This is a genomic window from Streptomyces caeruleatus, assembly GCF_001514235.1.
Lineage (GTDB): Bacteria > Actinomycetota > Actinomycetes > Streptomycetales > Streptomycetaceae > Streptomyces > Streptomyces caeruleatus.
In genome coordinates this window covers 302,070-324,728 of the sequence record NZ_KQ948928.1, presented here as the reverse complement: position 1 = coordinate 324,728, position 22,659 = coordinate 302,070, and the positions used below count along the sequence as shown (strand labels likewise).

Below are 22,659 nucleotides of genomic sequence, written 5' to 3'. Positions count from 1 at the left end.
ATCGTTCCCCTTGATGTGTGACAGCTCGTGTGAAGCCGGTGGCGGCCCGGGCGGGACCCGGGCGGCGGCGCGGTGCCGGCCCGTCGGCACAGGGCGACGGGCCGGCACCGCTTCCGGTCAGTCGGTGCCGGGTACCTCGGTGGCGACACCCGGCATGCCCAGTGACAGATGGGCGATCTGGGAGTCGCTCAGCGTCCCCTGGAAGGCCCAGACGTCGTCGATGGCTCCGGGCCAGTACTCGCCCCACGCCCCCGCCGTGCGGGCGCGGCCGATCTGGAGTCCGCCCGTCGCCTTGTACGTCAGGACGTTCTCGGACCACGACAGACGGTCGGCGCAGGTGGTGTCGTCGGACTCGCCGTCACCGTCGTCGTCCGCGCAGGCGACCTCCTCCAGCTGCCCGTTCACATAGAGCCGGGCCTCCTTGGCGAAGCCGTCGTAGACGAGCGCCAGATGGTTCCAGTCCCGTGCGTCGTAGAACTGCTGGTTCTCGGTGCGTACGACGTTGGCGCCCGCCGCGTCGGAGTCCGGCAGCGAGATCTGCCAGCGCCCGGCGCCCGCCTCACCCTCGGCGGCCGGTACGTGCCGGATCGCGAAGGCGCTGTTGGACGTGCCCGGTGCGCTGAGGACCGCGGCGCTGCGGGTCGGGGCACCGGCCGCGGTGGCCCAGCCCATCACCGTGAAGCTGGCCGTCGTGTCGAGGACGGGCGTGGCGGTCGCGGCGTGGTCGTCGACTCCGTCCAGCTGGAGGGCGCCGTCGTCGACCCAGGCGTTCCCGATCTGCGCGCCGCCGCCCACGGTCAGCGCCCGGTTGTCGGCGGAGGCGTCGGGGCTGGTGGCCGGGGTGCCGGTGGCCACCGTGTCGAGCAGCCAGCGGCCCTTGACCAGCGGCCGCTGCCGGAACATCTGCCGGACCTCGTCGGCGGAGACGGGCCGGTCGAACAGGCTCACCTCGTCGATCTGGCCGGCGAAGAACGAGCCGGGCGCGCCGTCGTAGGAACCGGCGCCGATCTGCACCGCGCCGCCCGCGTACCAGCCGGCCTGGATGTCCGTCTCGCCCGCCTTGACGCCGTTGACGTACAGGGTGAGCTTGTTCGCGACGGTGTCGTGCACGCCCACCAGGTGGGTCCAGGTGTCGCCGTAGGCGGTCTGCCCGTCGGCCTGCATCGCCCGGATCGGGGTGGCGGTCGAGGTGTCCGCCGAGTACTGGTTGACCGCCCACCGGTCGTACGTCTTGGAGTAGTACAGCTCAAGGCCGGGCCGGTGGGTGCCCGCCTGGGTCACGACGACCGCGGCGTGGTCGGGCTTGGTCTTGGGCAGCTTGGCCCAGGCGGAGACCGCGAAGCTGCGCTGGTTGTTCAGCAGCGGCCGCCCGGTGGAGGCGTAGTCGTCGGTCCCGTCGAGGGTCAGGGCCTTGCCCGCGATGCCGGTCTGCCCCGGCGTCACGCCTCCGGAGAACGTCGCGGACGCGACCTCCGCGGCACCGGTCAGGACGGTCGTGGCGTTGCCCGCGCTGTCCGTGGCCTGCTCGTCCAGCGGGAACACCGCCCGTGCGCTGCGGCCCGAGATGAGCGAGTCCTTGCCGTACAGCCGGGTCACCTCCCCGGACGACACGGGCTTGTCGAAGATCTGCAACTCGTCGATCGCCCCGGGGAAGAACGACCCCGGCTGCCCGCTGTAGGAGCCGGCGCCGATCTGGAGCCCGCGCCGAGCGTCCCACGGCGAGTCGTACGTCGTGGTTCCGGCCAGCTGTCCGTTGACGTACAGGTTCATCTCGTCGCTGGTCGAGCTGTAGGAGCCCACCAGGTGGGTCCATTCACCGGCCTTGACGCCGCCCGGCGACGCCTGCATGGCCCGTACGATGCCCGCGCTCGCGGTGTCGGAGGTGTACTGGTTGAACGCCCACCGGTCGTAGGTCTTCGAGTAGTACAGCTCGAATCCCGGGGAGTGGTTGCCGGGCTGCGCCGCGATGATCGCCGCGTGGTCCGGCATCGCCGACAGCTTCGCCCAGGCCGAGACCGAGAAGCCGGTCGAGGTGTCCACCGTGGGGATGTCGGTGACCGCGTAGTCGTCGACGCCGTCGAACGACGCCGCGCTCCCCTTGGCCCCGGCCACGCCGAGGGTGACACCGCCGCGCAGTTCGGCGGTGCGCTGCGGCGCCGAGCCCTGGGCCGCGCTCGCTCCGGCACCCTCGTCCAGCTGCCAGGTCGCCCGCTCCGGCTGTCCGGCCTTGACCCGGAACTGGTAGGTACGGATCTCGCTGTCGTTGCCCGCCGAGTCGAACGCCTGCGCGGTGATGAAGTTGAGCCCGGGCTTGGCGGGCAGCACGTCGGCCGTCCTCAGCGCACCGGAGGACGTACTCAGGGTGTTCTTCGAGGTCGGGTCGCCGTTGATGCCGAACCAGTACTTCGTCACATCGGTCTCGGGCGAGTCGATGTCGAAGAAGCCGTACTTGCCGACGCCGTCGTACCACGGGTCCTCGGGGTTCTCCGGGTCGGAGGCCGGGTACTCGCCGGACGCGATCGTCGGGGCCTTGGGCACCTTGGTGTCGTAGACGAAGTAGCAGCCCGTGGGGTCACCGGTGTACGACCACGGCGAGTACTGGCCGCCGTCGTAGGAACGCGTGTACCAGTGGACCGTCTTGTTCGCGGTGACCGAGGGCAGCGTGATGGAGAAGTCGGAACCCGACTTCTTGTACGAGGTCAGCGCCGGCTTCCACCGGGCGATGAGGCCCTTGCCGTCACCCGAGTCCCACTTGGCCTGGAACTGGACGGCGATGTTGTCCCCGTCGGGGTCGGTGACGTTGTTCGCGTAGACCTTGCCCAGCGTGCGCACGCGGGCCGGGGAGGTGGGCTTCTTGCAGGTGCCGCCGTACTCCGCCGTCAGCTGCGACATCTTGATCTGGGACGGCGGGCGGTTGTACTTGACCCGCAGGAACGCGTCGTCCGAGAAGCGCTTCCAGCCGTATTCGTCCGTCTCGCTGGACGCCCGCAGACCGAAGGTCATCGTCGACCACTTGCCATTCGCGGCCGTCTGGACGGCGGAGCGCACGTCGAACTCCGCGTCCTTGGCGGAGCAGCCGTCGTAGCCGTAGGCGAAGCTCTCCGTCTTGAGGTGGTCGATCCAGAAGTCCGAGTCGTTCTGGGAGTTCCAGGTGGTCGACGAGCTGATGCCCTTGGTGCGCCACAGCTGCACCCCGCGGTCCGAGCACGACGCCGACCAGGTGTTGCGCACCACGAACTCGGCGGACAGGATGCTGCGGCCCGCGAACTTGGAGACGGGGATGCGGTAGAAGAGCCGCTTGGTGTCGTACGGCTGGCAGTAGTGCCAGCCGCAGTAGCCCATGCCGGCGGTCGACTCGCCGTTGAACTTCCACTGCGGTGACGACGCCCAGTACTTGGACACCATCGTCCACGCGGACCGCTTGGGCGAGTACCACTGCGGGTCGATGTAGACCGGGTACTTGGTGTCCGGGCCCTTCAGCACGTCCGAGTCCGGCTTGAGCACCAGCTCACGGCCGGTGGTGGGCAGTTCCACGCCGACGGGCGCGAGCTTCCCTGACTCACCGGCGTCGGCCCCGGCGCCGCTGCCGCCCGTCGGGCCGGCCTTGGCGTCCCCGGCCGCGACGGTGGCCTTGGCACGCTCGGCTCCGCCAGCCGGCTTGGCGGCGGCGGTCGACTTGGCGGCGGTCGCGCTCTTCCCCGGGCTGGAGTCCCACATGACGGGCCTGGGCGCCTCGAACACCGTGCTGCCCGCGGCCTCGTCGACGGCTTCCAGACCGCCCGTGGCCGTCTCGCGTACGTCCAGGTCCTGGGCGGACAGCTTCAGCCGCAGCTCCTTGAGCTCCGGACTGGCCGCCGCCGCGGCGGACTTGACGACGAGCAGCTGGGTGAAACCGTCCTCCTGCGCGCCCATGCGCAGGTCAACGTCCGGAAGAACGTTTCGGTAGGTCGCGGTGTCCCCGTCGAGTTCCGGTGCCGGGAGTTTCGTCGGCCAGGACAGGGCAAGCTCACGTCCGGCGCGCTCCATGCGCACCAGGGGCTTGTCGCCGCCGCCGGAGAACTCCAGCCGTACCGTGGTCGCCCCGGGCGCGACCGTGCCGTCGGCTTGCTTCGCGAGGCCGGTGTCGATCGGCTGCCACGCGCCGTCGACCCGGGCGCGTACGGGGCGCAGGTGCTCCCGCGCCTCAAGCTTGCCGTCCGGTGTCGCATACACCTCGCTGCTCTCGCCGCGCAGCGACACGATCTCCACATCCGTGCCGGTCCGCTTGGCCTTGGCCATCGCTTCGGCTTCCGACAGGGTCTCGTTGCCCGTGCCCTGTCCGGACGTCTGCCGCGGTGTCGCGGCCGATGCGCTGGTGGTCGCCGCAGGTGGCAGTGCCACCACGAGACCCAGTCCCAGTGCCACGGACAGCGCGCCGCCCACGACGCGTCTTCGTGACTTCCCTTCGGTGCTCACACACCTCACCCCCCTATATGAAGATTTGATGAGAACAAGCTGACGGACTGTACTCCGGCGCACGCGTGGTGATCGAGAGGAGAATCAGGGCATACGGAAACCGCCTCACGCGGGTGGCCATGATCTTGATCACATCACTGATAGCAACGTCCGTACGAGAACAGGAATTCGACGTCATGACCGACAAGCTCACCGTGAGCGTCCTGGGCACCGGCATCATGGGCGCCGCGATGGCCCGCAACCTCGCCCGGGCCGGGCACACCGTCCGCGCCTGGAACCGCACCCGCGCCAAGGCCGAGCCCCTGGCCGACGACGGCGCCGTCGTCGCCGGCACACCGGCCGAGGCGGTCCGGGGCGCCGACGTCGTCCTGACGATGCTGCACGACGGTCCCGCGACGCTGGACGTCATGCGCGAGGCCGCGCCCGCCCTGCGCCCAGGTGCCGCCTGGGTGCAGTCGACGACCGCCGGCATCGAAGGGATCGCCCACCTGGCCGACTTCGCGCGCGAGCACAACCTCGTCTTCTACGACGCCCCGATGCTCGGCACCCGCCAGCCCGCCGAGGCCGGGCAGCTCACCGTGCTGGCGGCGGGGCCGGTCGAGGGCCGGCCGACGGTGACGCCGGTGTTCGACGCCGTGGGTGCCCGGACGGTGTGGACCGGGGAGGACGGCGGGGCGGGCACCGCGACCCGCCTGAAGCTGGTCGCCAACAGCTGGGTGCTGGCGGTGACGAACGCGGCCGGTGAGGTGCTGGCGCTGTCCAAGGCCCTGGACGTGGATCCCCAGCGGTTCTTCGAGGTGATCGACGGCGGTCCGCTCGACATGGGGTACCTGCGCGCCAAGACCGGGCTCGTGCTGAACGACGGGCTGTCCCCGGCCGCCTTCGCGGTGCGCACGGCGGCGAAGGACGCGCGGCTGATCGTGGAGGCGGGTGAGCGGTACGGCGCCCGTCTGGACGTGGCCGCGGCGAGCGCGGAGCGGTTCGAGCGGGCGGCTGCGCAGGGGCACGGGGACGAGGACATGGCGGCGGCGTACTTCGCCAGCTTCGAGGAGCGGAAGTAGGGCCCGGCTGGCGTGCGACCCTTGCCCCCATGGATGAGGACGCTCCCCTGCTCGTGATCGTCGACGCCGCGAATGTCGTCGGGTCGGTGCCGGACGGCTGGTGGCGGGACCGACGGGGGGCCGCGGAGCGGCTGCGGGACCGGCTGGCCGCGGACGGGGTGCCGGGGCGTGCGGGGCCCGTGGAGATCGTGCTGGTGGTGGAGGGGGCGGCCCGGGGCGTGGAGTCCGTGCCGGGCGTGCGGGTGGAGTCCGCTGCCGGGAGCGGGGACGACCACATGGTCGAGCTGGTGGAACGGGCGGGCGGCCGGGCCTGCCTGGTGGTGACGGCGGACCGGGAACTGCGGCGCAGGGTCACGGAGTTGGGGGCGGATGTGACGGGGCCGCGTACGGTCCGGCCGTAGCCGGCTGTCGTACGCGGCCCCGTGGCGTCGGGTCGAGCCGGCGTCGGGTTCGGCTACTCGGTGTCCTTGCCGTGCCCCTTCTCCACCTCGGCCACGGTCGTCTCCTCGTGCAGTGCGAGACGGCTGTGGGAGCGGCCGTAGAGGAAGTAGACGACGAAACCCGCGGCCATCCAGATCCCGAAGCGGACCCATGTCTCGGCGGGCAGGTTGATCATCAGCCACAGCGAGGCGCACACCGACAGGATCGGGACGACCGGCACCCACGGGGTGCGGAAGGCCCGGTGCAGGTCGGGGCGGGTCCTGCGGAGGATGATCACGCCGATGGCGACGACCACGAAGGCGAACAGGGTGCCGATGTTCACCAGGGCGGCGAGTTCGTTCAGCGGGGTGAAGCCGGCGAGGATCGCGATGATCACGCCGAGCAGGATGGTCGGGCGGTGCGGGGTCTTGAACCGCGGGTGGACGTGGGAGAAGAACCGGGGCAGCAGTCCGTCCCGGCTCATCGCGAAGAAGACGCGGGTCTGGCCGAGCAGAAGGATCATGCAGACCGTCGTCAGGCCGACCGCCGCTCCGAAGCTGATGAAGCCCGCGAACCAGGGATGCCCGGTGGCCTTGAAGGCGTCGGCGAGCGGGGCGTCCACGGACAACTGGCTGTAGTGCTGCATGCCGGTGACGACGATCGACACGGCGACGTACAGCGTGGTGCAGATGATGAGGGAACCGATGATGCCGCGCGGCATGTCACGCTGCGGGTTCTTGGTCTCCTCGGCGGCGGTCGCCACGACGTCGAAGCCGATGAAGGCGAAGAACACGACCGAGGCGGCGGTGAAGATGCCCATCACGCCGTAGTTGGAGGGGGCCCAGCCGAACATGAGCTGGATCAGCGGGGCGTCGAGACTGCTGCCGGCGTCCACCGTCTGGGCCTTCGGGATGAACGGGTCGTAGTTGTCACCGTCGATCAGGAACGCACCCGCGATGATCACGACGAGGACGACGGTCACCTTGATGGCGACGACCAGGGACGTGATCCGCGCGGACAGCTTCATGCCGACCACGAGGATGCAGGTGAGGATGAGGACGAGGACGGCCGCGAGGATGTCGAAGCCGAAGGTGTCGGCGCCCTCCCGACTGCCGAGGGCCTCGGGCATCGACCAGCCGGCGGTGTCCATCAGCGACTGGATGTAGCCCGACCAGCCGACGGCCACCACCGCCGTCCCGAGCGCGAACTCCAGGACCAGGTCCCAGCCGATGATCCAGGCGGGCAGTTCACCCAGTGAGGCGTACGAGAAGGTGTACGCGGACCCGGCGACCGGGACCGTGGAGGCGAACTCCGCGTAACAGAGGGCGGCCAGCGCGCAGGCGACACCGGCCGCGACGAACGCCAGGGCCACCGCGGGCCCGGCGTTGTTCTTCGCGACGGTGCCGGTGAGCACGAAGATGCCGGTGCCGATGATGACGCCGACGCCGAAGACGGTCAGATCCAACGCGGACAAGGACTTCTTGAGCGCGTGCTCTGGCTCCTCGGTGTCGAGGATGGACTGCTCGACTCTCTTCGTCCGGAAGAGTGTGCTGCTCACGGTCGTACCTCCCACGCTTGTCGTCCTCGACATGATCGAGAGGGGGCGTGGTACGCATGCCCCGACGCGGGCGGATTCACACAGATGGGCCGGTTTCACCACCCTTCACGGTGGCGAAACCGGCCCCTGCGGCCCTGTGAGTCGACGTCAGTCGCGCGCGGGCTCCACCGAGTCGACCTCGGCCGCCGTACGGTCGAACCGGCCGTCCAGCTTGGCGACCAGCCCGGTGACCTGGCGGGCGATGTCCGGGGCGGTGAGGCCGATCTCCGCCATCACCTCGGCGCGGGAGGCGTGGTCGAGGAAGCGCGGCGGGATGCCGAAGTCCCGCAGCGGGAGGTCGACGCCCGCGTCGCGCAGGGCCTGGGCGACCGCCGAGCCGACGCCGCCGACCCGGGAGTTGTCCTCGACGGTGACGACCACGCGGTGCCGCTCGGCGAGCGGGGCCATGGCCTCGTCGACGGGCTTGACCCAGCGCGGGTCGACGACGGTGGTGGTGATGCCCTGCTTGTCGAGCAGGCCGGCGATCTCCAGGCACATGGGGGCGAGGGCGCCGACGGAGACGAGCAGCACGTCGGGCCTGTCCGTGCCCGGCTCGCGCAGGACGTCCATGCCGCCCACCCGGCCCACGGCGGGCACGGCGGGGCCGACGGCGCCCTTGGAGAAGCGGACGACGGTCGGCGCGTCCTTGACCTGGACGGCCTCGCGCAGCTGGGCCCGGACCTGGTCGGCGTCGCGCGGGGCAGCGAGCCTGAGGCCGGGCACGACCTGGAGGATCGACATGTCCCACATGCCGTTGTGGGAGGCGCCGTCGGTGCCGGTGACGCCGGCCCGGTCGAGCACGAAGGTGACGCCGCACTTGTGCAGCGCCACGTCCATGAGGACCTGGTCGAAGGCGCGGTTGAGGAAGGTGGCGTAGACGGCGAAGACGGGGTGCACGCCGCCGGTCGCGAGGCCGGCCGCGGACACGGCGCCGTGCTGCTCGGCGATGCCGACGTCGTAGATGCGGTCCGGGAAGGTGTCCGCGAACTTCTTCAGGCCGACGGGCTGCAGCATCGCGGCCGTGATGGCGACGATGTCCTCGCGCTCCTTGCCGAGCTTGACCATCTCGTCGCCGAAGACGGACGTCCAGTCGGCGCCCGAGGCCTTGATCGGCAGGCCGGTGTCGGGGTGGATGGGGCCGATGCCGTGGAAGCGGTCGGCCTCGTCCTGGAGGGCGGGCTGGTAGCCGCGGCCCTTCTCGGTGAGGCAGTGCACGATGACGGGGCCGCCGAAGCGCTTCGCGCGCGCGAGGGCCGACTCCAGGGCCTCGATGTCGTGGCCGTCGATCGGGCCGACGTACTTCAGGCCGAGGTCCTCGAACATGCCCTGCGGCGCGATGAAGTCCTTGAGGCCCTTCTTGGCCCCGTGCAGGGTCTCGTAGAGGGGCCTGCCGACGACCGGGGTGCGGTCGAGGATCTCCTTGGTGCGGGTGAGGAAGCGCTCGTAGCCGTCGGTCGTGCGCAGGGTCGCCAGGTGGTTGGCGAGACCGCCGATGGTGGGCGCGTACGACCGCTCGTTGTCGTTGACGACGATGACGAGGGGGCGGTCCTTGGCCTCGGCGATGTTGTTCAGCGCCTCCCAGGCCATACCGCCGGTCAGCGCGCCGTCACCGATGACGGCCACGACATGGTCGTCGCGTTTGCGCAGCTGGTTGGCTTTCGCGAGGCCGTCGGCCCAGCCGAGGACGGTCGAGGCGTGGCTGTTCTCGATGACGTCGTGCTCGGACTCGGCCTGCGAGGGGTAGCCGGACAGGCCGCCCTTCATCTTGAGCTTGCTGAAGTCCTGGCGGCCGGTGAGCAGCTTGTGCACGTAGGACTGGTGACCGGTGTCCCACAGCACCTTGTCCCTGGGCGAGTCGAAGACCCGGTGCAGGGCGATGGTCAGCTCCACCACACCGAGGTTGGGGCCGAGGTGGCCGCCGGTCTTGGCAACCGCCTCGACGAGGAAGGTCCGGATCTCCTCTGCCAGCTGGTCCAGCTGCTCAGGGCTGAGCCGGTCCAGATCGCGCGGTCCCGTGATGCGGGTCAGCAGCGGCACCCGTGCCTCCTTGCAGTAGAGCTTTTCGAGCTGTTGCCGGGCTTGTCGAGTCTAATGTTCCGCCCAGCCGGAAGGTTCCCGGCCCACCTCTCCATGGTCACGCAAACGGACCTACCCGGTAACGCCCTGCGTTACCACGCCGCAAAGGAGCGCGGGACTGTGTCCATCTGCGGCCACCGCCGCGCGGGCACGACGCACAACGCCGCAAAGGAGCGCGGGACTGTGTCTACCTGCGGCCACCGCCGCGCGGGCACGACGCACAACGCCGCAAAGGAGCGCGGGGCTATGTCTACCTGCGGCCACCGCCGCGCGGGCACGACGCACAACGCCGCAAAGGAGCGCGGGGAACTGCGCGACCAGCCACAACGGACCGGCACCCGCAATCTCACCCACGCCCCTACGGCGCCCCACCGTTCCGCGCGGAGCGCTACGCGCGACCTGCGGTCTTCTGCGTCTTACGAGTGATCGAGTCGATCACGACCGTGGTCAACAGCACACCCGCGGTGATCATGTACTTCACCGGCTCGGCGATCGACTCCAGCTGGAGCCCGTACTGGATCGACACGATCACCAGCACACCGAGCAGCGCGTTCCACGTCCGCCCACGCCCACCGAACAGCGACGTACCACCGATGACCGCCGCGGCGATGGCGTTCATCAGCAGGTCACCCGTACCGGCGCTCTGGTTGGCCGACGCGATCTTCGAGGCCAGGAACAGACCACCGATCGCCGCGAACCCGCCCGAGATCGCGAACACGGAGATCCGCACCGCGGTCACGTTGATACCGGCACGGCGCGAGGCCTCGACACTGCCACCGAGCGCGAAGATCTTGCGTCCGTACGACGTCCTGCGCAGCAGGAAGTCCGTGGCGAACAGGAACACCAGGAAGATCACCGTGGCCAGCGGCAGGCCCTTGTACTGGTTGTACATGATCGCCGCGGCGAAGGAGACCACGCCCAGCAGCACCGTCCGCAGGACCGTGTCGGTCAGCGGCCGGAACGGGATCCCCGCGGCCTCACGACGTCGGTTGCTGAGGAAGGAGGTGACGAAGAACAGCGCGGTCACCACGGCCGCCAGACCGTACGCGGCCGCCACGTCCGTGAAGAAGTACGTCGTGAGCTTGCCGATCAGCCCGTCGCTGTCGAGGTTGATCGTGCCGTTCTCGCCCAGCGTCTGGAGCATGAAGCCGAGCCAGAACAGCAGGCCGGCCAGCGTCACCGCGAAGGCGGGGGCGCCCAGCACCGCGAAGAAGAACCCGTGCGCGGCGCCGATCACGGCACCGGCCGCGATGGCGAACAGCACGGCCGCCCACTCGGGCCAGCCCTGGTTGACCGCGAGGACGGCGGCGATGGCGCTGGAGGCACCGCTGACCGAACCGACGGACAGGTCGATCTCGCCGAGCAGCAGCACGAAGACGATGCCGACGGAGATCATGCCGGTGCCGACCATCGTGACGGTGATGTCACTGATGTTCTGCGCGGACAGGAACGCGGAGTTCAGGCTCTGGAAGATGACGCAGATGGCGACCAGCCCGAGGATGACCGGCAGGGAGCCGAGTTCACCGGCCTTGATCTTGCGCCGGAACTCGGTCACATAGCCGGCCAGACCCTGCTCCTGCACCAGCAGGCGGGGGTCGACCGCGGTCACCGCGGCCGCGGCGGCCTCGGTGTTGAGAACCTCGTGCTCGTCCTGCGGCGTCGTGGAGGTCTTGTCGATGCTCACTTGGAAACCTCCCCGTTCGTGCGCGCCGCACGGCGGGTCACGGCGTTGTCGGTGGCGCCGGTGATGGCGGAGATGATCTCCTCCTGCGAGGTCGTCTTGACCTCGAAGACGCCGTTGTTCTGACCCAGGCGCAGTACGGCGACCTTGTCCGCCACGGCCTTGACGTCGGCCATGTTGTGGCTGATGAGGATCACGGCGTGACCCCGCTCGCGCAGCCGCTCGACCAGGTCGAGGACCTGGGCGGTCTGCTCGACGCCGAGGGCGGCGGTGGGCTCGTCGAGGATGACCAGCTTGGGCTCGCCGAGCATGGAGCGGGCGATGGCCACGGTCTGGCGCTGACCGCCGGAGAGCGAGGCGATCGGGATACGCACGCTGGGGATGCGGATCGACAGCGTCTGGAGCAGCTCGCGCGAGCGGCGCTCCATCTCGACCTCGTCGAGGACACCCCACTTGCGGACCTCACGGCCCAGGTACAGGTTGCCGACGACGTCGATGTTGTCGCACAGCGCGAGGTCCTGGTAGACCGTCGCGATGCCCAGGCTCTGGGCGTCGTGCGGCCGGTTGATCGAAACGGCCTTGCCCTCCCATTCGATGACGCCCTCATCGATGGGGTGCACGCCGGCGATCGTCTTGACCAGCGTGGACTTTCCGGCTCCGTTGTCGCCCACCAGGGCGACCACTTCACCGGCGTGGACCTCAAGCTCTACGTCGGTGAGCGCCTGGACGGCACCGAATCGCTTGGAGACCCCGCGCAACGCCAGCACGGGCGTAGCGGACACGTGAACCATCTCCTTCGCCGCCTGACCCGGCGGAAGGTAGTGCAGAAGAGTGAGAGAGGATCCGTCCGGCGCCCCGCGCCGAGCTTGCGGGGCTGACGTATGCGCGGGGCACCGGAGGAGTCTTTGTGCGGTCATGTCCCGTGCGGGAATTCAAGGACGAATTCCCGCACCTGGAAAGGGACCTGACTCAGCCGATCTTGAGTTCCGTGCACGCGGCCTTGTACTTGCCGGTGCAGATCTCGGCGGCGGTGTAGACGCCGTCCTTGATGACGGTGTCGTTGATGTTGTCCTTCGTCAGCGAGGTGACGGGGACGAGCACGGACGGGACGCCCTTCTCGCTGCCGCTGTCGACCTTGTCCTTGGCGATGGAGTCGAGCGACTTGCCCTGGGCGAGCGCGACGGCCATCTCGGCGGCGGCGGTGGCCTCGGGGGCGTACGGCTTGTAGACGCTCATGTACTGCTCACCGGCGACGATGCGCTGCACGGCGGCGAGCTCCGCGTCCTGACCGGTGACCGGGACGTCGATGCCGGCGGCCTTCAGGGCGGTGATGATGCCGCCCGCCATGCCGTCGTTGGCGGAGTAGACGCCGACGATCTTGTCCTTGCCGAGTGCCGAGATCGCCGCCTCCATGTTGGCGTTGGCGTTCTCCGGCTTCCACTCCTTGGTGTCGTACTCCTTGCCGATCTTCACCTTGCCGTCGAGGGCGGAGTGCGCGCCCTCCTTGAACTGGGCGGCGTTCGGGTCGGTGACGGAGCCGTTCATCATGACGATCTGGCCGTCCTTGGCCTTGTCGCCCAGGGCCGTCAGCAGGGCCTCGCCCTGGGTCTTGCCGACCGACACGTTGTCGAAGGACGTGTAGGCGCTGATCGGGCCCTCAGCCAGGCGGTCGTAGGCGACGACCTTGATGCCCTGGTCCACGGCCTTCTGCACGGAGTTCTTGATCGCCTTGGCGTCGACGGCGTCCAGGATGAGGACGTCCACCTTGTTGGTGATCATGGTGTCGACCTGCTGCGCCTGCAGGTTGGCGTCCTGCTTGGCGTTGTTGTAGTCGATCGTCGCCTTGTTGTTCGTCAGCTCCTTGATCTTCTCCTCGATCAACGGCCGGTCGAACTTCTCATAGCGGGCGGTCTGGTTCTCCGGGAGCAGGAGACCGACCTTGATGTTGTCGCCCTTGGCGGCGGAAGCGGTGGAGTCGTTGCCGCCGCCCGCTTCCTCGGCGCTGCCACAGGCAGCCAGCGAAACGGCCATCGCACCAGCGGCAACGGCGACAGCGGCACGACGCATACGCGTGTTCACTTCAGAAACCTCCCTGACGAGGCCGCGTCGTTGCGGCCGAGGTGGCTGGAAGTCAACTCGGCCACACGTGCGACGTCAAGAAGTAAATCCTTAACGGGTTGGCAACGGTGCCATCCGTTCTCTAAGTGAAGGCAGGAGCGGCCGCGTGCAGCGTGCTGTCCAAAAGGGTTGAATCACCCATCTCGCTGAGCGCGAGGGCGAGGGCTCCGAGCACCTCCGCACGACCACCAAGTGCCCCGGGGAGAACGGACAGTTGGCGCGCCGCGCTGGGGATGGCGTAGCGGCCGACGGACTCCCGGATCGGCCCGAGGACCAGCTCACCGGCCTCGGCGAGATCACCGCCGAGGACCACGCGGCTCGGGTTCAGGAGATTGCAGAGGTTCGCGACTCCACTGCCGATGTGGCGGCCGACGTCGGCGATCACCCGACGACAGCCCGGGTCTCCGTCCCTGGCCAGCCGTACGACACCCTCCATGGTCAGATCCGTGCCGTGGCTGGACTGGAGGAGCGGCAGCACATAGCGCGCGGCCGCGAAGGTCTCCAGACAGCCCCGGTTTCCGCAGCGGCAGACCGGGCCGGATTCATCAAGGGTAATATGCCCGATTTCTCCCGCCGTGCCGCCGGGCCCCCGGTAGATCTTGCCGCTGATCACCAGACCGGCGCCGACACCGCTGGCGACCTTGATGTACGCCAGGTCCCGCACACCCCGTCCACTGCCCCAGACCAGCTCGCCTAGGGCGCCGAGGTTGGCGTCGTTGTCCACGTGCACGGGCACCCCGAGCCGGCCGCGCAGCTCCTCGGCGGGCTTGGTGCCGGTCCAGCCCGGCAGGATGGCGGTCGAGCCGAGGGTGCCGGACTCGACGTCGATCGGGCCGGGCACGCCGAGGCCGACCCCGGCGATCTTGGACCGGTCGACGCCGGTCGCCTCGATCAGCCGGTTGACCAGCTCCTCGGCCCGGTCGAAGCCCTGCGTCGAGGAGGCGTCCACGTCGAGCGGTTCGGACTCCTCGGCGAGCACCTGGTGGGCGAGGTTCCCGACCGCGACGCGCAGATGCGTATGGCCGAAGTCGACCCCTATGACGATGCCGGCGTCACCGCTCAGCGAGACGCTGCGGGCCCGGCGGCCACCCGCCGATGTGGGCGTGACCTCGACCGTTCCGCCGTCCTTGAGTTCCCGGACGATGTTGGAGACCGTCGCCGCGGACAGCCCTGTGGTCCTGGCGATCTCCGCCTGGGTGAGGGATCCGGCCAGCCGGACGGCCCGGACCACCCGCTCCAGGTTGGCTCGGTGCAGCGACGACTGCGACCCCGGAGTCTCCACGACGACCTCCTGCGCGCGGGGCCGCTTCGGTGAGGCCCCGTTACGTGTCCAACTAGTGAACTCTAAGCTGAGCCGTTCGGGTTGCCTCCCGTCAAGAGGTTGAACCGGATCCGGGAGTGTGTGCGCGCACACGTGAGCCACCCCGGTGTAGGGCGGCTCACGTGTGACGTGGGGTGATGCGGCGCTCACCCTGGAGCGAACAGAGAGCGTTTACTTCAGCGCACCGGCCGTCAGACCCGCCTGCACCTGTCGCTGGAAGATGAAGTAGACGATCAGGACCGGCAGCATCGCGATCATCATGCCGGCCATCAGGGCGCCCCAGTCGTTCTCGTAGCCCTGCTGGAGGGCAATCATCGCCAGACCCTGGGTGAGTACGTACTTGTCCTCGTTCTGGTTGAGCACCATCGGCAGCAGGTACTGGTTCCACTGCCCCAGGAAGTTGAAGATGCCGATGCTGATCAGGCCCGGCTTGGCCATCGGCAGCATCACCTGGAAGAACGTTCGCGTGTGCGACGCCCCGTCGATCAGCGCGGCCTCCGCCACCGACGTGGGCAGCGTGCGGAAGAAGGCGGTCATGAAGAAGACCGTGAACGGCAGCGAATAGGCGATGTAGACCAGGATCAGCCCCTGGTAGGTCGCCAGCAGTGAACTGCCCGGGAAGTCCCGCAGCACGAAGAAGAGCGGGATGACCAGCATGAAGACCGGGAAGGACATGCCGGCCACGAACATGAAGTAGATGAACCGGTTGCCCGGGAAGGTGAACCGGGCCAGCACATAGGCGGCCATCGAGCCCAGCACCATGGTGCCGATCACCGAACCGCCCACCACGATCGCGGTGTTGACGAAGTACTGGCCCATGTTCGCCTTGTTCCAGGCGTTGGCCCAGTTCTCGAAGTGCAGCGCGGTCGGCAGCCCCCACGGGTCGGAGAGGATGCCGTTGCTCGTCTTGAAGGAGCTCCACAGCACCCACAGCAGCGGTACGCCGACCATCAGCGCCCACAGGACGAGCATGCCGTGCGAGAAGACGTGCAGGACACCGCCCTCGGAGCTGCGGCCGTCGGTCGCGCCGAGCTTCTTGCTGACGCTCGGGCGGTCCGGTTCGTCCGCCTTGGTGACGGTGCCGGTGTTCGTGTCGGTCGTCATCGCCCCGTACCCCCTAGGACCTGTCCAGCGGGTCATGCTGGAGACGCGGGGTCTGGCACGCACATCTGCCGCGTTGTCGTCGGTTGCCGACGCTCCGCGTCGCCGCCCTCCTCCGCCTTGCAGCTGCACGCACCAGACCCCGCTCACCTGCGTTCATGAGGTTCCGCATCTTTCCTCCAGCCTGACCCGCCGGACAGGCCCTAGAACTCGATCCGCTCACGCCGCGCGAAGCGCAGGGTGAGCACTGCGAACGTCATGGTGACGATGAGCATCGCGACGCCCATCGCGGACGCGTAGCCGAACTGGCTGTCGCGGAACGCCGTCAGATACAGCCGCAGCGGCATGACGTCCGTGGCGCCGTCGGGGCCGCCCATGTTGACCGACATGATCTGCACCAGGGCGAAGCCGTCCAGGGCGATGATGCCCATGTACACCCAGCCGGTCTGCACGGTGTCCCACAGCAGCGGCAGGGTGATCCGGAAGAAGGTGGGGAAGCGGCCCGCGCCGTCCAGCAGCGCCGCCTCGTAGATGTCCCGCGGGATGGACGCCATCGCCGCCGAGAACAGCACGACGTAGAAGCCGACGTGGGACCAGATCATCACCGCCATGATGCACAGCAGGGCGAGGCTCTTCTCGCCCAGCCAGGCGTTCTGCCAGCCGTCCAGACCGACCGCGCCCAGCAGGGAGTTGAGCATGCCGTCCTGCGGGTCCGGGTTGTAGATGTTGAACCAGATGACGGCGATGATGGTGATGGAGATGACCTGCGGGAAGAAGAAGACGAACCGGTAGAACTTCGAACCCGCGACACCGGTGATGACTTCGTTCTTACGTCGCTTTCCGCCGACATTGAGCATGAAGGCGAAGAACAGGCCGAGTCCCAGCGTCACGAACGGCACCGCGATCAGCATGTAGACGTTGTGCCGCAGCGCGTTCCAGAAGTCCTCGTTGTTCCAGAGCTTTTCGAAGTTCTCGAATCCGACGAACTTCGCCGTGCCGACAAGCCCCGACCAGTCGGTCATCGAGATCTGGAACGCCTGGACGAACGGCGAGATCACGAAGATCGCGTAGACGATGACGGGCAGGGCCAGGAAGCCCACGATGAATCGGTATTTGCCGTGTTGCATGGTGCTTCCCGGCCCTTCCCGTTGAGTGCCGTTGTGCCGGACCGGACTCTTACTTCTCGCGCTGGAACTTCTTGACGGAGTCGTCCTTCCGCACGGCGTCGCAGTACTCCTGCGTCCTCTTGATCCACTCGGCGGCCTTCATCTCACCGGCGAGCAGCTGTCCCGTGAGACCGCCGATCTTCTCGTCCGTCAGCGACGGGTACCACTCCTGGAGCTGGAGGCTGATGACGTTGTCGCCGGCGTCCTTGAACGCCTTGCTCGCCGACGCCAGACCCGGCGAGAGAGTCATGCCCTCGGTGGCGTCGACCACACAGGTGAGCGACTTGACCTTGGTGGCGAAGTTCTGCGCGTGCTTCTTGGAGAGCATGATGCGCAGCAGCTCCATGCCGCCGGCCGGGTTCTTGCCCTTGGCGGACACGATGTACGGCTCGCTGGGCTCGGCACGCAGGGTGCCGTGCGGCAGCTTGTCGCCGCTGGAGCCGTCGAAGAGGGCGCCGACGGACATCTGGAAGTCCTTGGGCGTGGTCGGGGCGGCCTCGTTCTCCACCCAGGAGCCGTTGGGGATGAAGACGGCCTTGCCCTTGTTCCAGGCGGTCTGCGACTGAATGTGCGTCAGGCCCTGGCTGCCCGCGAGGAAGTACTTCTTCGCGGCCAGCTCCTCGTAGTGCTCGACGACCTGCTTGACGGCGTCGTTGCTGGTCCAGGCGTTCGGCTCCAGGTTGTCGATGGCGATCCAGCCGTCCATGCCGCCGATCTTGGCGATCTGGGCGAACAGGTTGAAGTGGACGTAGTACGGATACTTTCCGGCGTACGTCCAGGGCGCGATGCCCTTCTTCTTGATCTCGCCGCAGAGCTTGACCATGTCGTCGAGGGACTTGGGGTATTCCCAGCCGTTGTCGTCGAGGGCCTTCTGCGAGTACCAGGTGCCGTAGATGGTGAAGGCGTAGTAGAGCACGTCGAAGGTGTCGCCGTGCTTGCCCTTGTCGATGGTGCTCGGGTGGATGACGTCCGAGATCTTCTTGCTCGCGTCGTCCAGCGAGGGCGCGTCCAGCAGCGCCTTGAGGTCCTGGAGCTGGCCCTGGGTGGACAGCTTGTTCATGTCGAGGTGGTCGGCGCCGGAGTTGTCGATGACGTCCGGGGGGTTGCCGCCGGCGAAGCGCGGGGTGAGCTTCGGGCCGACCTGCTGGGTGCCGGTGTGCTTGACGTCGGCCTTGTACTTGGCCTTGTAATCGGCCTCGGCGTCCTTGGCGTACTGGTCGCCCAGACCGCCCTTGAAGATGAACGCCTCCAGCGCGGTGCCCTCCTTGACCCCGAGCGGGTTGGTGGCGGACTTGGCGCCACCGGGCGCCTTGCTCTCCTCGTCGCTGCCGCCGCCACCTCCGGTGGCACACGCCGACAGGAAGGCCATGGTCGGAACGGAGATCAGACCGAGCGCGGCGGACCGCCTGATCAGATCGCGGCGCCCCACACCTGCGGAGCCGTTGTTCTCAGGGTTCTCGGCGGAAGTGGATCCCATGCTCAAGTCCTCGCCTTCTCCAGGACTCAGGCGGTGAACCGGATCCTCCCGGCACCGCGGTCGGGTCGAGCTGGTCGTGCAGGCTGGGTCGTGCAGGAAGTGCGAATCGTGTGAATCGCCGACAGGTATAGTCCACTTCCCGCCAACGGAGCAAGATCGAATGCAAGGTTCCCCGGTGGTCTTTTCCGAGTTGAGACCTGCCGGAAATATGAGCGGCCTGTGTGTTCCTTGGCGGAAAAATCCCTGTCATTGCCCTCGAATGGCACATCCAACACCCTTGACACGACAGAGCACTTGAGCCACAACTGTTCCTTGCGCAGCGATGTTGACAACGTTGTCCCGTGCGCAGGGAGGGTACCCGCTTATGCAGCAGAGAGCTCGGCACAGATGGGGTGGACCGGCGGTCGTGTCGGCGGCCGCCTTCGCTTTGACCGTGGGCTCACAGGGCGCGGCGGTCGCCCTGCCCGCCGCTCCCGCGGCGGCCGACCGGAGTTTCACCTCCTCCTTCGAGGCGGACGATCCCGCACCCGACTGGCTCAACACCGTCGACACCGCACCGGACGGCACCAAGCGCGCCTCCGGCGTCGACGGCGGCTACAGCAGCGGCATTCCGGGCAATGTGACCGACCATGTCACGGACGTACGGGCGAGCGGCGAGAACACCGGCGGCGGAGAGGTGAAGGAGAATCTCACCGACGGTGAGCCGAGCAGCAAATGGCTGGTCTTCGAGCCCACCGGGTGGGTCGAGTTCGACCTGGATAAACCGGCGGGAATAGCGAAATACGCCCTCACCTCGGCCAACGACTACGCCGAACGGGACCCGCGCGACTGGACCCTGAAGGGCTCCGCGGACGGCAAGGACTGGAAGACCCTCGACACCCGCTCGGGTGAGACGTTCGCCGAACGGTTCCAGACGAAGACGTACGACCTCACGGAGCCGGCCGAGTACCAGCACTTCCGGCTGGAGGTCGGCGGGAACAACGGCGCCGACGGCATCCTCCAGCTCGCCGACGTCCAGTTCTCCACGGGCGGCGGCGACGGCCCGGTCCCGCAGGACATGCTCTCCCTCGTCGACCGCGGCCCGAGCGGCTCGCCGACCGCCAAGGCGGGCGCCGGCTTCACCGGCAAGCGGGCGCTGCGCTACGCCGGCCGGCATACGGCGGACGGGAAGGCGTACTCGTACAACAAGGTCTACGACGTGAACGTGGCCGTCGGCCGCGAAACCCGCCTGTCCTACCGGATCTTCCCGGCGATGGCGGACGGCGACCGCGACTACGACGCCACGAACGTCTCCGTCGACCTCGCCTTCACCGACGGCACCCATCTGAGCGACCTCGGCGCCACCGACCAGCACGGCTTCGCCCTGTCGCCGCGCGGGCAGGGCGCGGCGAAGGTCCTGTACGTCAACCAGTGGAACAACGTGGCCTCGCGCATCGGGTCGGTCGCGGCCGGCAAGACCGTCGACCGGATCCTGGTGGCCTACGACTCCCCCACGGGCCCGGCGAAGTTCCGGGGCTGGCTGGACGACATCGCGCTGAAGGCCGTAGCGCCGGAGAAGCCGAAGGCGCACCCGTCCGACTACGCGCTCACCACCCGTGGCACCCTCTCCAGCGGCGGCTTCTCACGCGGCAACAACTTCCCGGCGACCGCCGTGCCGCACGGCTTCAACTTCTGGACGCCGGTGACGAACGCGGGCTCGCTGAGCTGGCTGTACGACTACGCCCGGGCCAACAACGCCGACAACCTGCCGACGATCCAGGCGTTCAGCGCCAGCCATGAGCCGAGCCCCTGGATGGGTGACCGGCAGACCTTCCAGGTGATGCCGTCGGCCGCCGCCGGCACCCCGGACAGCGGGCGTGAGGCGCGTGAGCTGGCCTTCCGGCACGAGAACGAGACCGCGCGGCCGTACTACTACGGCGTGCGGTTCGAGAACGGGCTCAAGGCGGAGATGGCGCCGACCGACCACGCGGCGGTGCTGCGCTTCACCTACCCGGGTGACGACGCGAGCGTGCTCTTCGACAACGTGACGGACCAGGCGGGGCTCACGCTCGACAAGGACAGCGGGACGTTCACGGGCTACTCGGACGTGAAGTCCGGGCTGTCGACGGGTGCGACCCGGCTGTTCGTGTACGGCGAGTTCGACAAGCCGGTGACCGACGGTTCCGCCGGCGGGGTGAAGGGCCACCTGCGTTTCGACGCAGGTGACGACCGTACGGTCACGCTCCGCCTCGCCACCTCCCTCATCAGCGTCGACCAGGCGAAGGACAACCTGCGTCAGGAGGTCGACGGCGCCTCCTTCGAGACGGTGAAGGCGCGCGCCCAGCGCCAGTGGGACCGGCTGCTCGGCAAGGTCGAGGTGGAGGGCGCGACGCCGGACCAGCTGACGACGCTGTACTCCAGCCTGTACCGGCTGTACCTGTACCCGAACTCGGGCTTCGAGAAGGTCGACGGGAAGGACCGGTACGCGTCCCCGTTCTCGCCGATGCCGGGTCCGGACACGCCGACGCACACCGGCGCGAAGATCGTGGACGGCAAGGTGTACGTCAACAACGGCTTCTGGGACACCTACCGGACCACCTGGCCGGCGTACTCGCTGCTCACGCCGAGCCAGGCGGGCGAGATGGTCGACGGCTTCGTGCAGCAGTACAAGGACGGCGGCTGGACCTCCCGCTGGTCCTCCCCCGGCTACGCCGACCTGATGACCGGCACCTCCTCGGACGTCGCCTTCGCGGACGCCTACGTCAAGGGCGTCGACTTCGACGCGAGGTCGGCGTACGACGCGGCCGTGAAGAACGCGACCGTGGTGCCCCCGTCGTCCGGTGTGGGCCGCAAGGGCATGGAGACCTCGCCCTTCCTCGGCTACACGAGCACCGAGACGCACGAGGGCCTGTCGTGGGCGCTGGAGGGCTACCTCAACGACTACGGCATCGCGCGGATGGGCCAGGCCCTGTACAAGAAGACCGGCGACAGGCGGTACAAGGAGGAGTCCGCTTACTTCCTCAACCGCGCCCGGGACTACGTCAACCTGTTCGACTCCGAGGCCGGCTTCTTCCAGGGCCGGGACGCGAAGGGCGACTGGCGCGTCGAGTCCTCGAAGTACGACCCGCGTGTGTGGGGCTACGACTACACGGAGACCAACGGCTGGGGCTACGCCTTCACCGCCCCGCAGGACAGCCGGGGCCTCGCCAACCTCTACGGCGGCCGCGGCGGCCTCGCCGACAAGCTCGACGAGTACTTCGCCACCCCGGAGACGGCCTCGCCCGACTTCGTCGGCTCCTACGGCGGCGTCATCCATGAGATGACGGAGGCGCGGGACGTCCGGATGGGCATGTACGGCCACTCCAACCAGGTCGCCCATCACGCGAACTACATGTACAACGCGGCGGGTCAGCCCTGGAAGACGCAGAAGAACGTCCGTGAGGTGCTGTCGCGGCTGTACGTCGGCAGCGAGATCGGGCAGGGCTACCACGGTGACGAGGACAACGGCGAGCAGTCGGCCTGGTACCTGTTCTCCGCGCTGGGCTTCTACCCGCTGGTGATGGGCAGCGGCGAGTACGCCATCGGGTCGCCCCTGTTCACCAAGGCGACGGTCCAGCTGGAGAACGGCCGGAAGCTGGTCGTGAAGGCGCCCGGGAACAGCGCCCGCAACGTGTACGTCCAGGGCCTGAGGGTCAACGGCGTTCCCTGGAGGTCGACTGCGCTCCCCCACTCGCTGATCGCGAAGGGCGGGGTCCTGGAGTTCGACATGGGGCCGAACCCCTCGTCCTGGGGCACCGGCAAGAACGCGGCGCCGGTCTCCATCACCAAGGACGACGAGGTGCCGACGCCCCGCGCGGACGTGCTGAAGGGTGACGGGGCACTGTTCGACAACACCTCGGGGACGGAGGCGAGCGTCACGTCGGTGGAGCTGCCGTTGTCCGAGGGCGGTGCCAAGGCCGTGCAGTACACCCTGACGTCGCCGTCGGACCGGACGAAGGCGCCGACCGGCTGGACCCTCCAGGGGGCGAAGGACGACGGGGCGACGTGGCGGACCCTCGACCGGCGCTCCGGGGCATCCTTCACCTGGGACCGGCAGACACGGGCGTTCTCCGTGGGGTCACCGGGTACGTACGGGAAGTATCGCCTGGTGCTCGACGGCGAGGCGGTGCTGGCAGAGGTCGAACTGCTCGGCTGACAAAGGGAGTTG

Annotated in this window: 13 protein-coding genes; 3 read left to right on the top strand and 10 right to left on the bottom strand. The window is 68.5% G+C overall.

The window, feature by feature from the left end:
* Positions 1–117: 117 nt before the first annotated feature.
* Entirely contained in the window at positions 118–4,278 is a 4,161-nt protein-coding gene (locus AQJ67_RS16945; RefSeq protein ID WP_107122913.1) for a LamG-like jellyroll fold domain-containing protein, read from the bottom strand.
* Between the two features lie 353 nt (positions 4,279–4,631).
* Here AQJ67_RS16945 and AQJ67_RS16940 point away from each other — a divergent pair, with 353 nt between their 5' ends.
* Both AQJ67_RS16940 and AQJ67_RS16935 read left to right on the top strand, forming a co-directional pair.
* A complete protein-coding gene (locus AQJ67_RS16940; protein ID WP_062719596.1) occupies positions 4,632–5,516 on the top strand; it encodes an NAD(P)-dependent oxidoreductase in 885 nt (294 codons plus the stop codon).
* 29 nt (positions 5,517–5,545) lie between these two features.
* On the top strand, positions 5,546–5,917 hold the full coding sequence (locus AQJ67_RS16935; RefSeq protein ID WP_062719595.1) for a PIN domain-containing protein: 372 nt from the start codon (positions 5,546–5,548) through the stop codon (positions 5,915–5,917).
* A 53-nt stretch (positions 5,918–5,970) separates the two neighbouring features.
* On the opposite strand, the gene AQJ67_RS16930 is transcribed toward AQJ67_RS16935, so the two are convergent.
* From AQJ67_RS16930 to ngcE, 9 genes are all read right to left on the bottom strand, one after another.
* Positions 5,971–7,494 carry an amino acid permease gene (locus AQJ67_RS16930; RefSeq protein ID WP_062719594.1) on the bottom strand — a complete coding sequence of 508 codons (1,524 nt, stop codon included), beginning with the start codon at positions 7,492–7,494 and terminating at the stop codon, positions 5,971–5,973.
* Between the two features lie 147 nt (positions 7,495–7,641).
* Complete coding sequence (gene dxs / locus AQJ67_RS16925; protein ID WP_062719593.1) at positions 7,642–9,570, bottom strand: 1-deoxy-D-xylulose-5-phosphate synthase; 1,929 nt, start codon at positions 9,568–9,570, stop codon at positions 7,642–7,644.
* Positions 9,571–9,997: 427 nt separating this feature from the next.
* On the bottom strand, positions 9,998–11,293 hold the full coding sequence (locus AQJ67_RS16920) for a sugar ABC transporter permease (RefSeq protein WP_062719592.1): 1,296 nt from the start codon (positions 11,291–11,293) through the stop codon (positions 9,998–10,000).
* Complete coding sequence (locus AQJ67_RS16915) at positions 11,290–12,081, bottom strand: ATP-binding cassette domain-containing protein (protein ID WP_062719591.1); 792 nt, start codon at positions 12,079–12,081, stop codon at positions 11,290–11,292. The genes AQJ67_RS16920 and AQJ67_RS16915 overlap by 4 nt, the downstream gene beginning before the upstream one ends.
* A 178-nt stretch (positions 12,082–12,259) precedes the next feature.
* Entirely contained in the window at positions 12,260–13,357 is a 1,098-nt protein-coding gene (locus tag AQJ67_RS16910) for a sugar ABC transporter substrate-binding protein (protein ID WP_062719590.1), read from the bottom strand.
* Between the two features lie 133 nt (positions 13,358–13,490).
* Entirely contained in the window at positions 13,491–14,690 is a 1,200-nt protein-coding gene (locus tag AQJ67_RS16905) for an ROK family transcriptional regulator (RefSeq protein WP_048583725.1), read from the bottom strand.
* Between the two features lie 210 nt (positions 14,691–14,900).
* On the bottom strand, positions 14,901–15,833 hold the full coding sequence (locus AQJ67_RS16900) for a carbohydrate ABC transporter permease (protein ID WP_062719589.1): 933 nt from the start codon (positions 15,831–15,833) through the stop codon (positions 14,901–14,903).
* A 200-nt stretch (positions 15,834–16,033) separates the two neighbouring features.
* Positions 16,034–16,957 (bottom strand): carbohydrate ABC transporter permease, encoded by a 924-nt coding sequence (locus AQJ67_RS16895; RefSeq protein ID WP_062719588.1) that lies wholly within the window; start codon positions 16,955–16,957, stop codon positions 16,034–16,036.
* A gap of 49 nt (positions 16,958–17,006) precedes the next feature.
* The gene (gene ngcE, locus AQJ67_RS16890; protein WP_062719587.1) at positions 17,007–18,473 is read right to left on the bottom strand and encodes an N-acetylglucosamine/diacetylchitobiose ABC transporter substrate-binding protein; all 1,467 of its coding nucleotides are present in this window, start codon (positions 18,471–18,473) and stop codon (positions 17,007–17,009) included.
* 364 nt (positions 18,474–18,837) lie between these two features.
* On the opposite strand from ngcE, the gene AQJ67_RS16885 reads away from it, so the two are divergent.
* Positions 18,838–22,647 (top strand): GH92 family glycosyl hydrolase, encoded by a 3,810-nt coding sequence (locus tag AQJ67_RS16885; protein WP_079055997.1) that lies wholly within the window; start codon positions 18,838–18,840, stop codon positions 22,645–22,647.
* Positions 22,648–22,659: the final 12 nt, after the last annotated feature.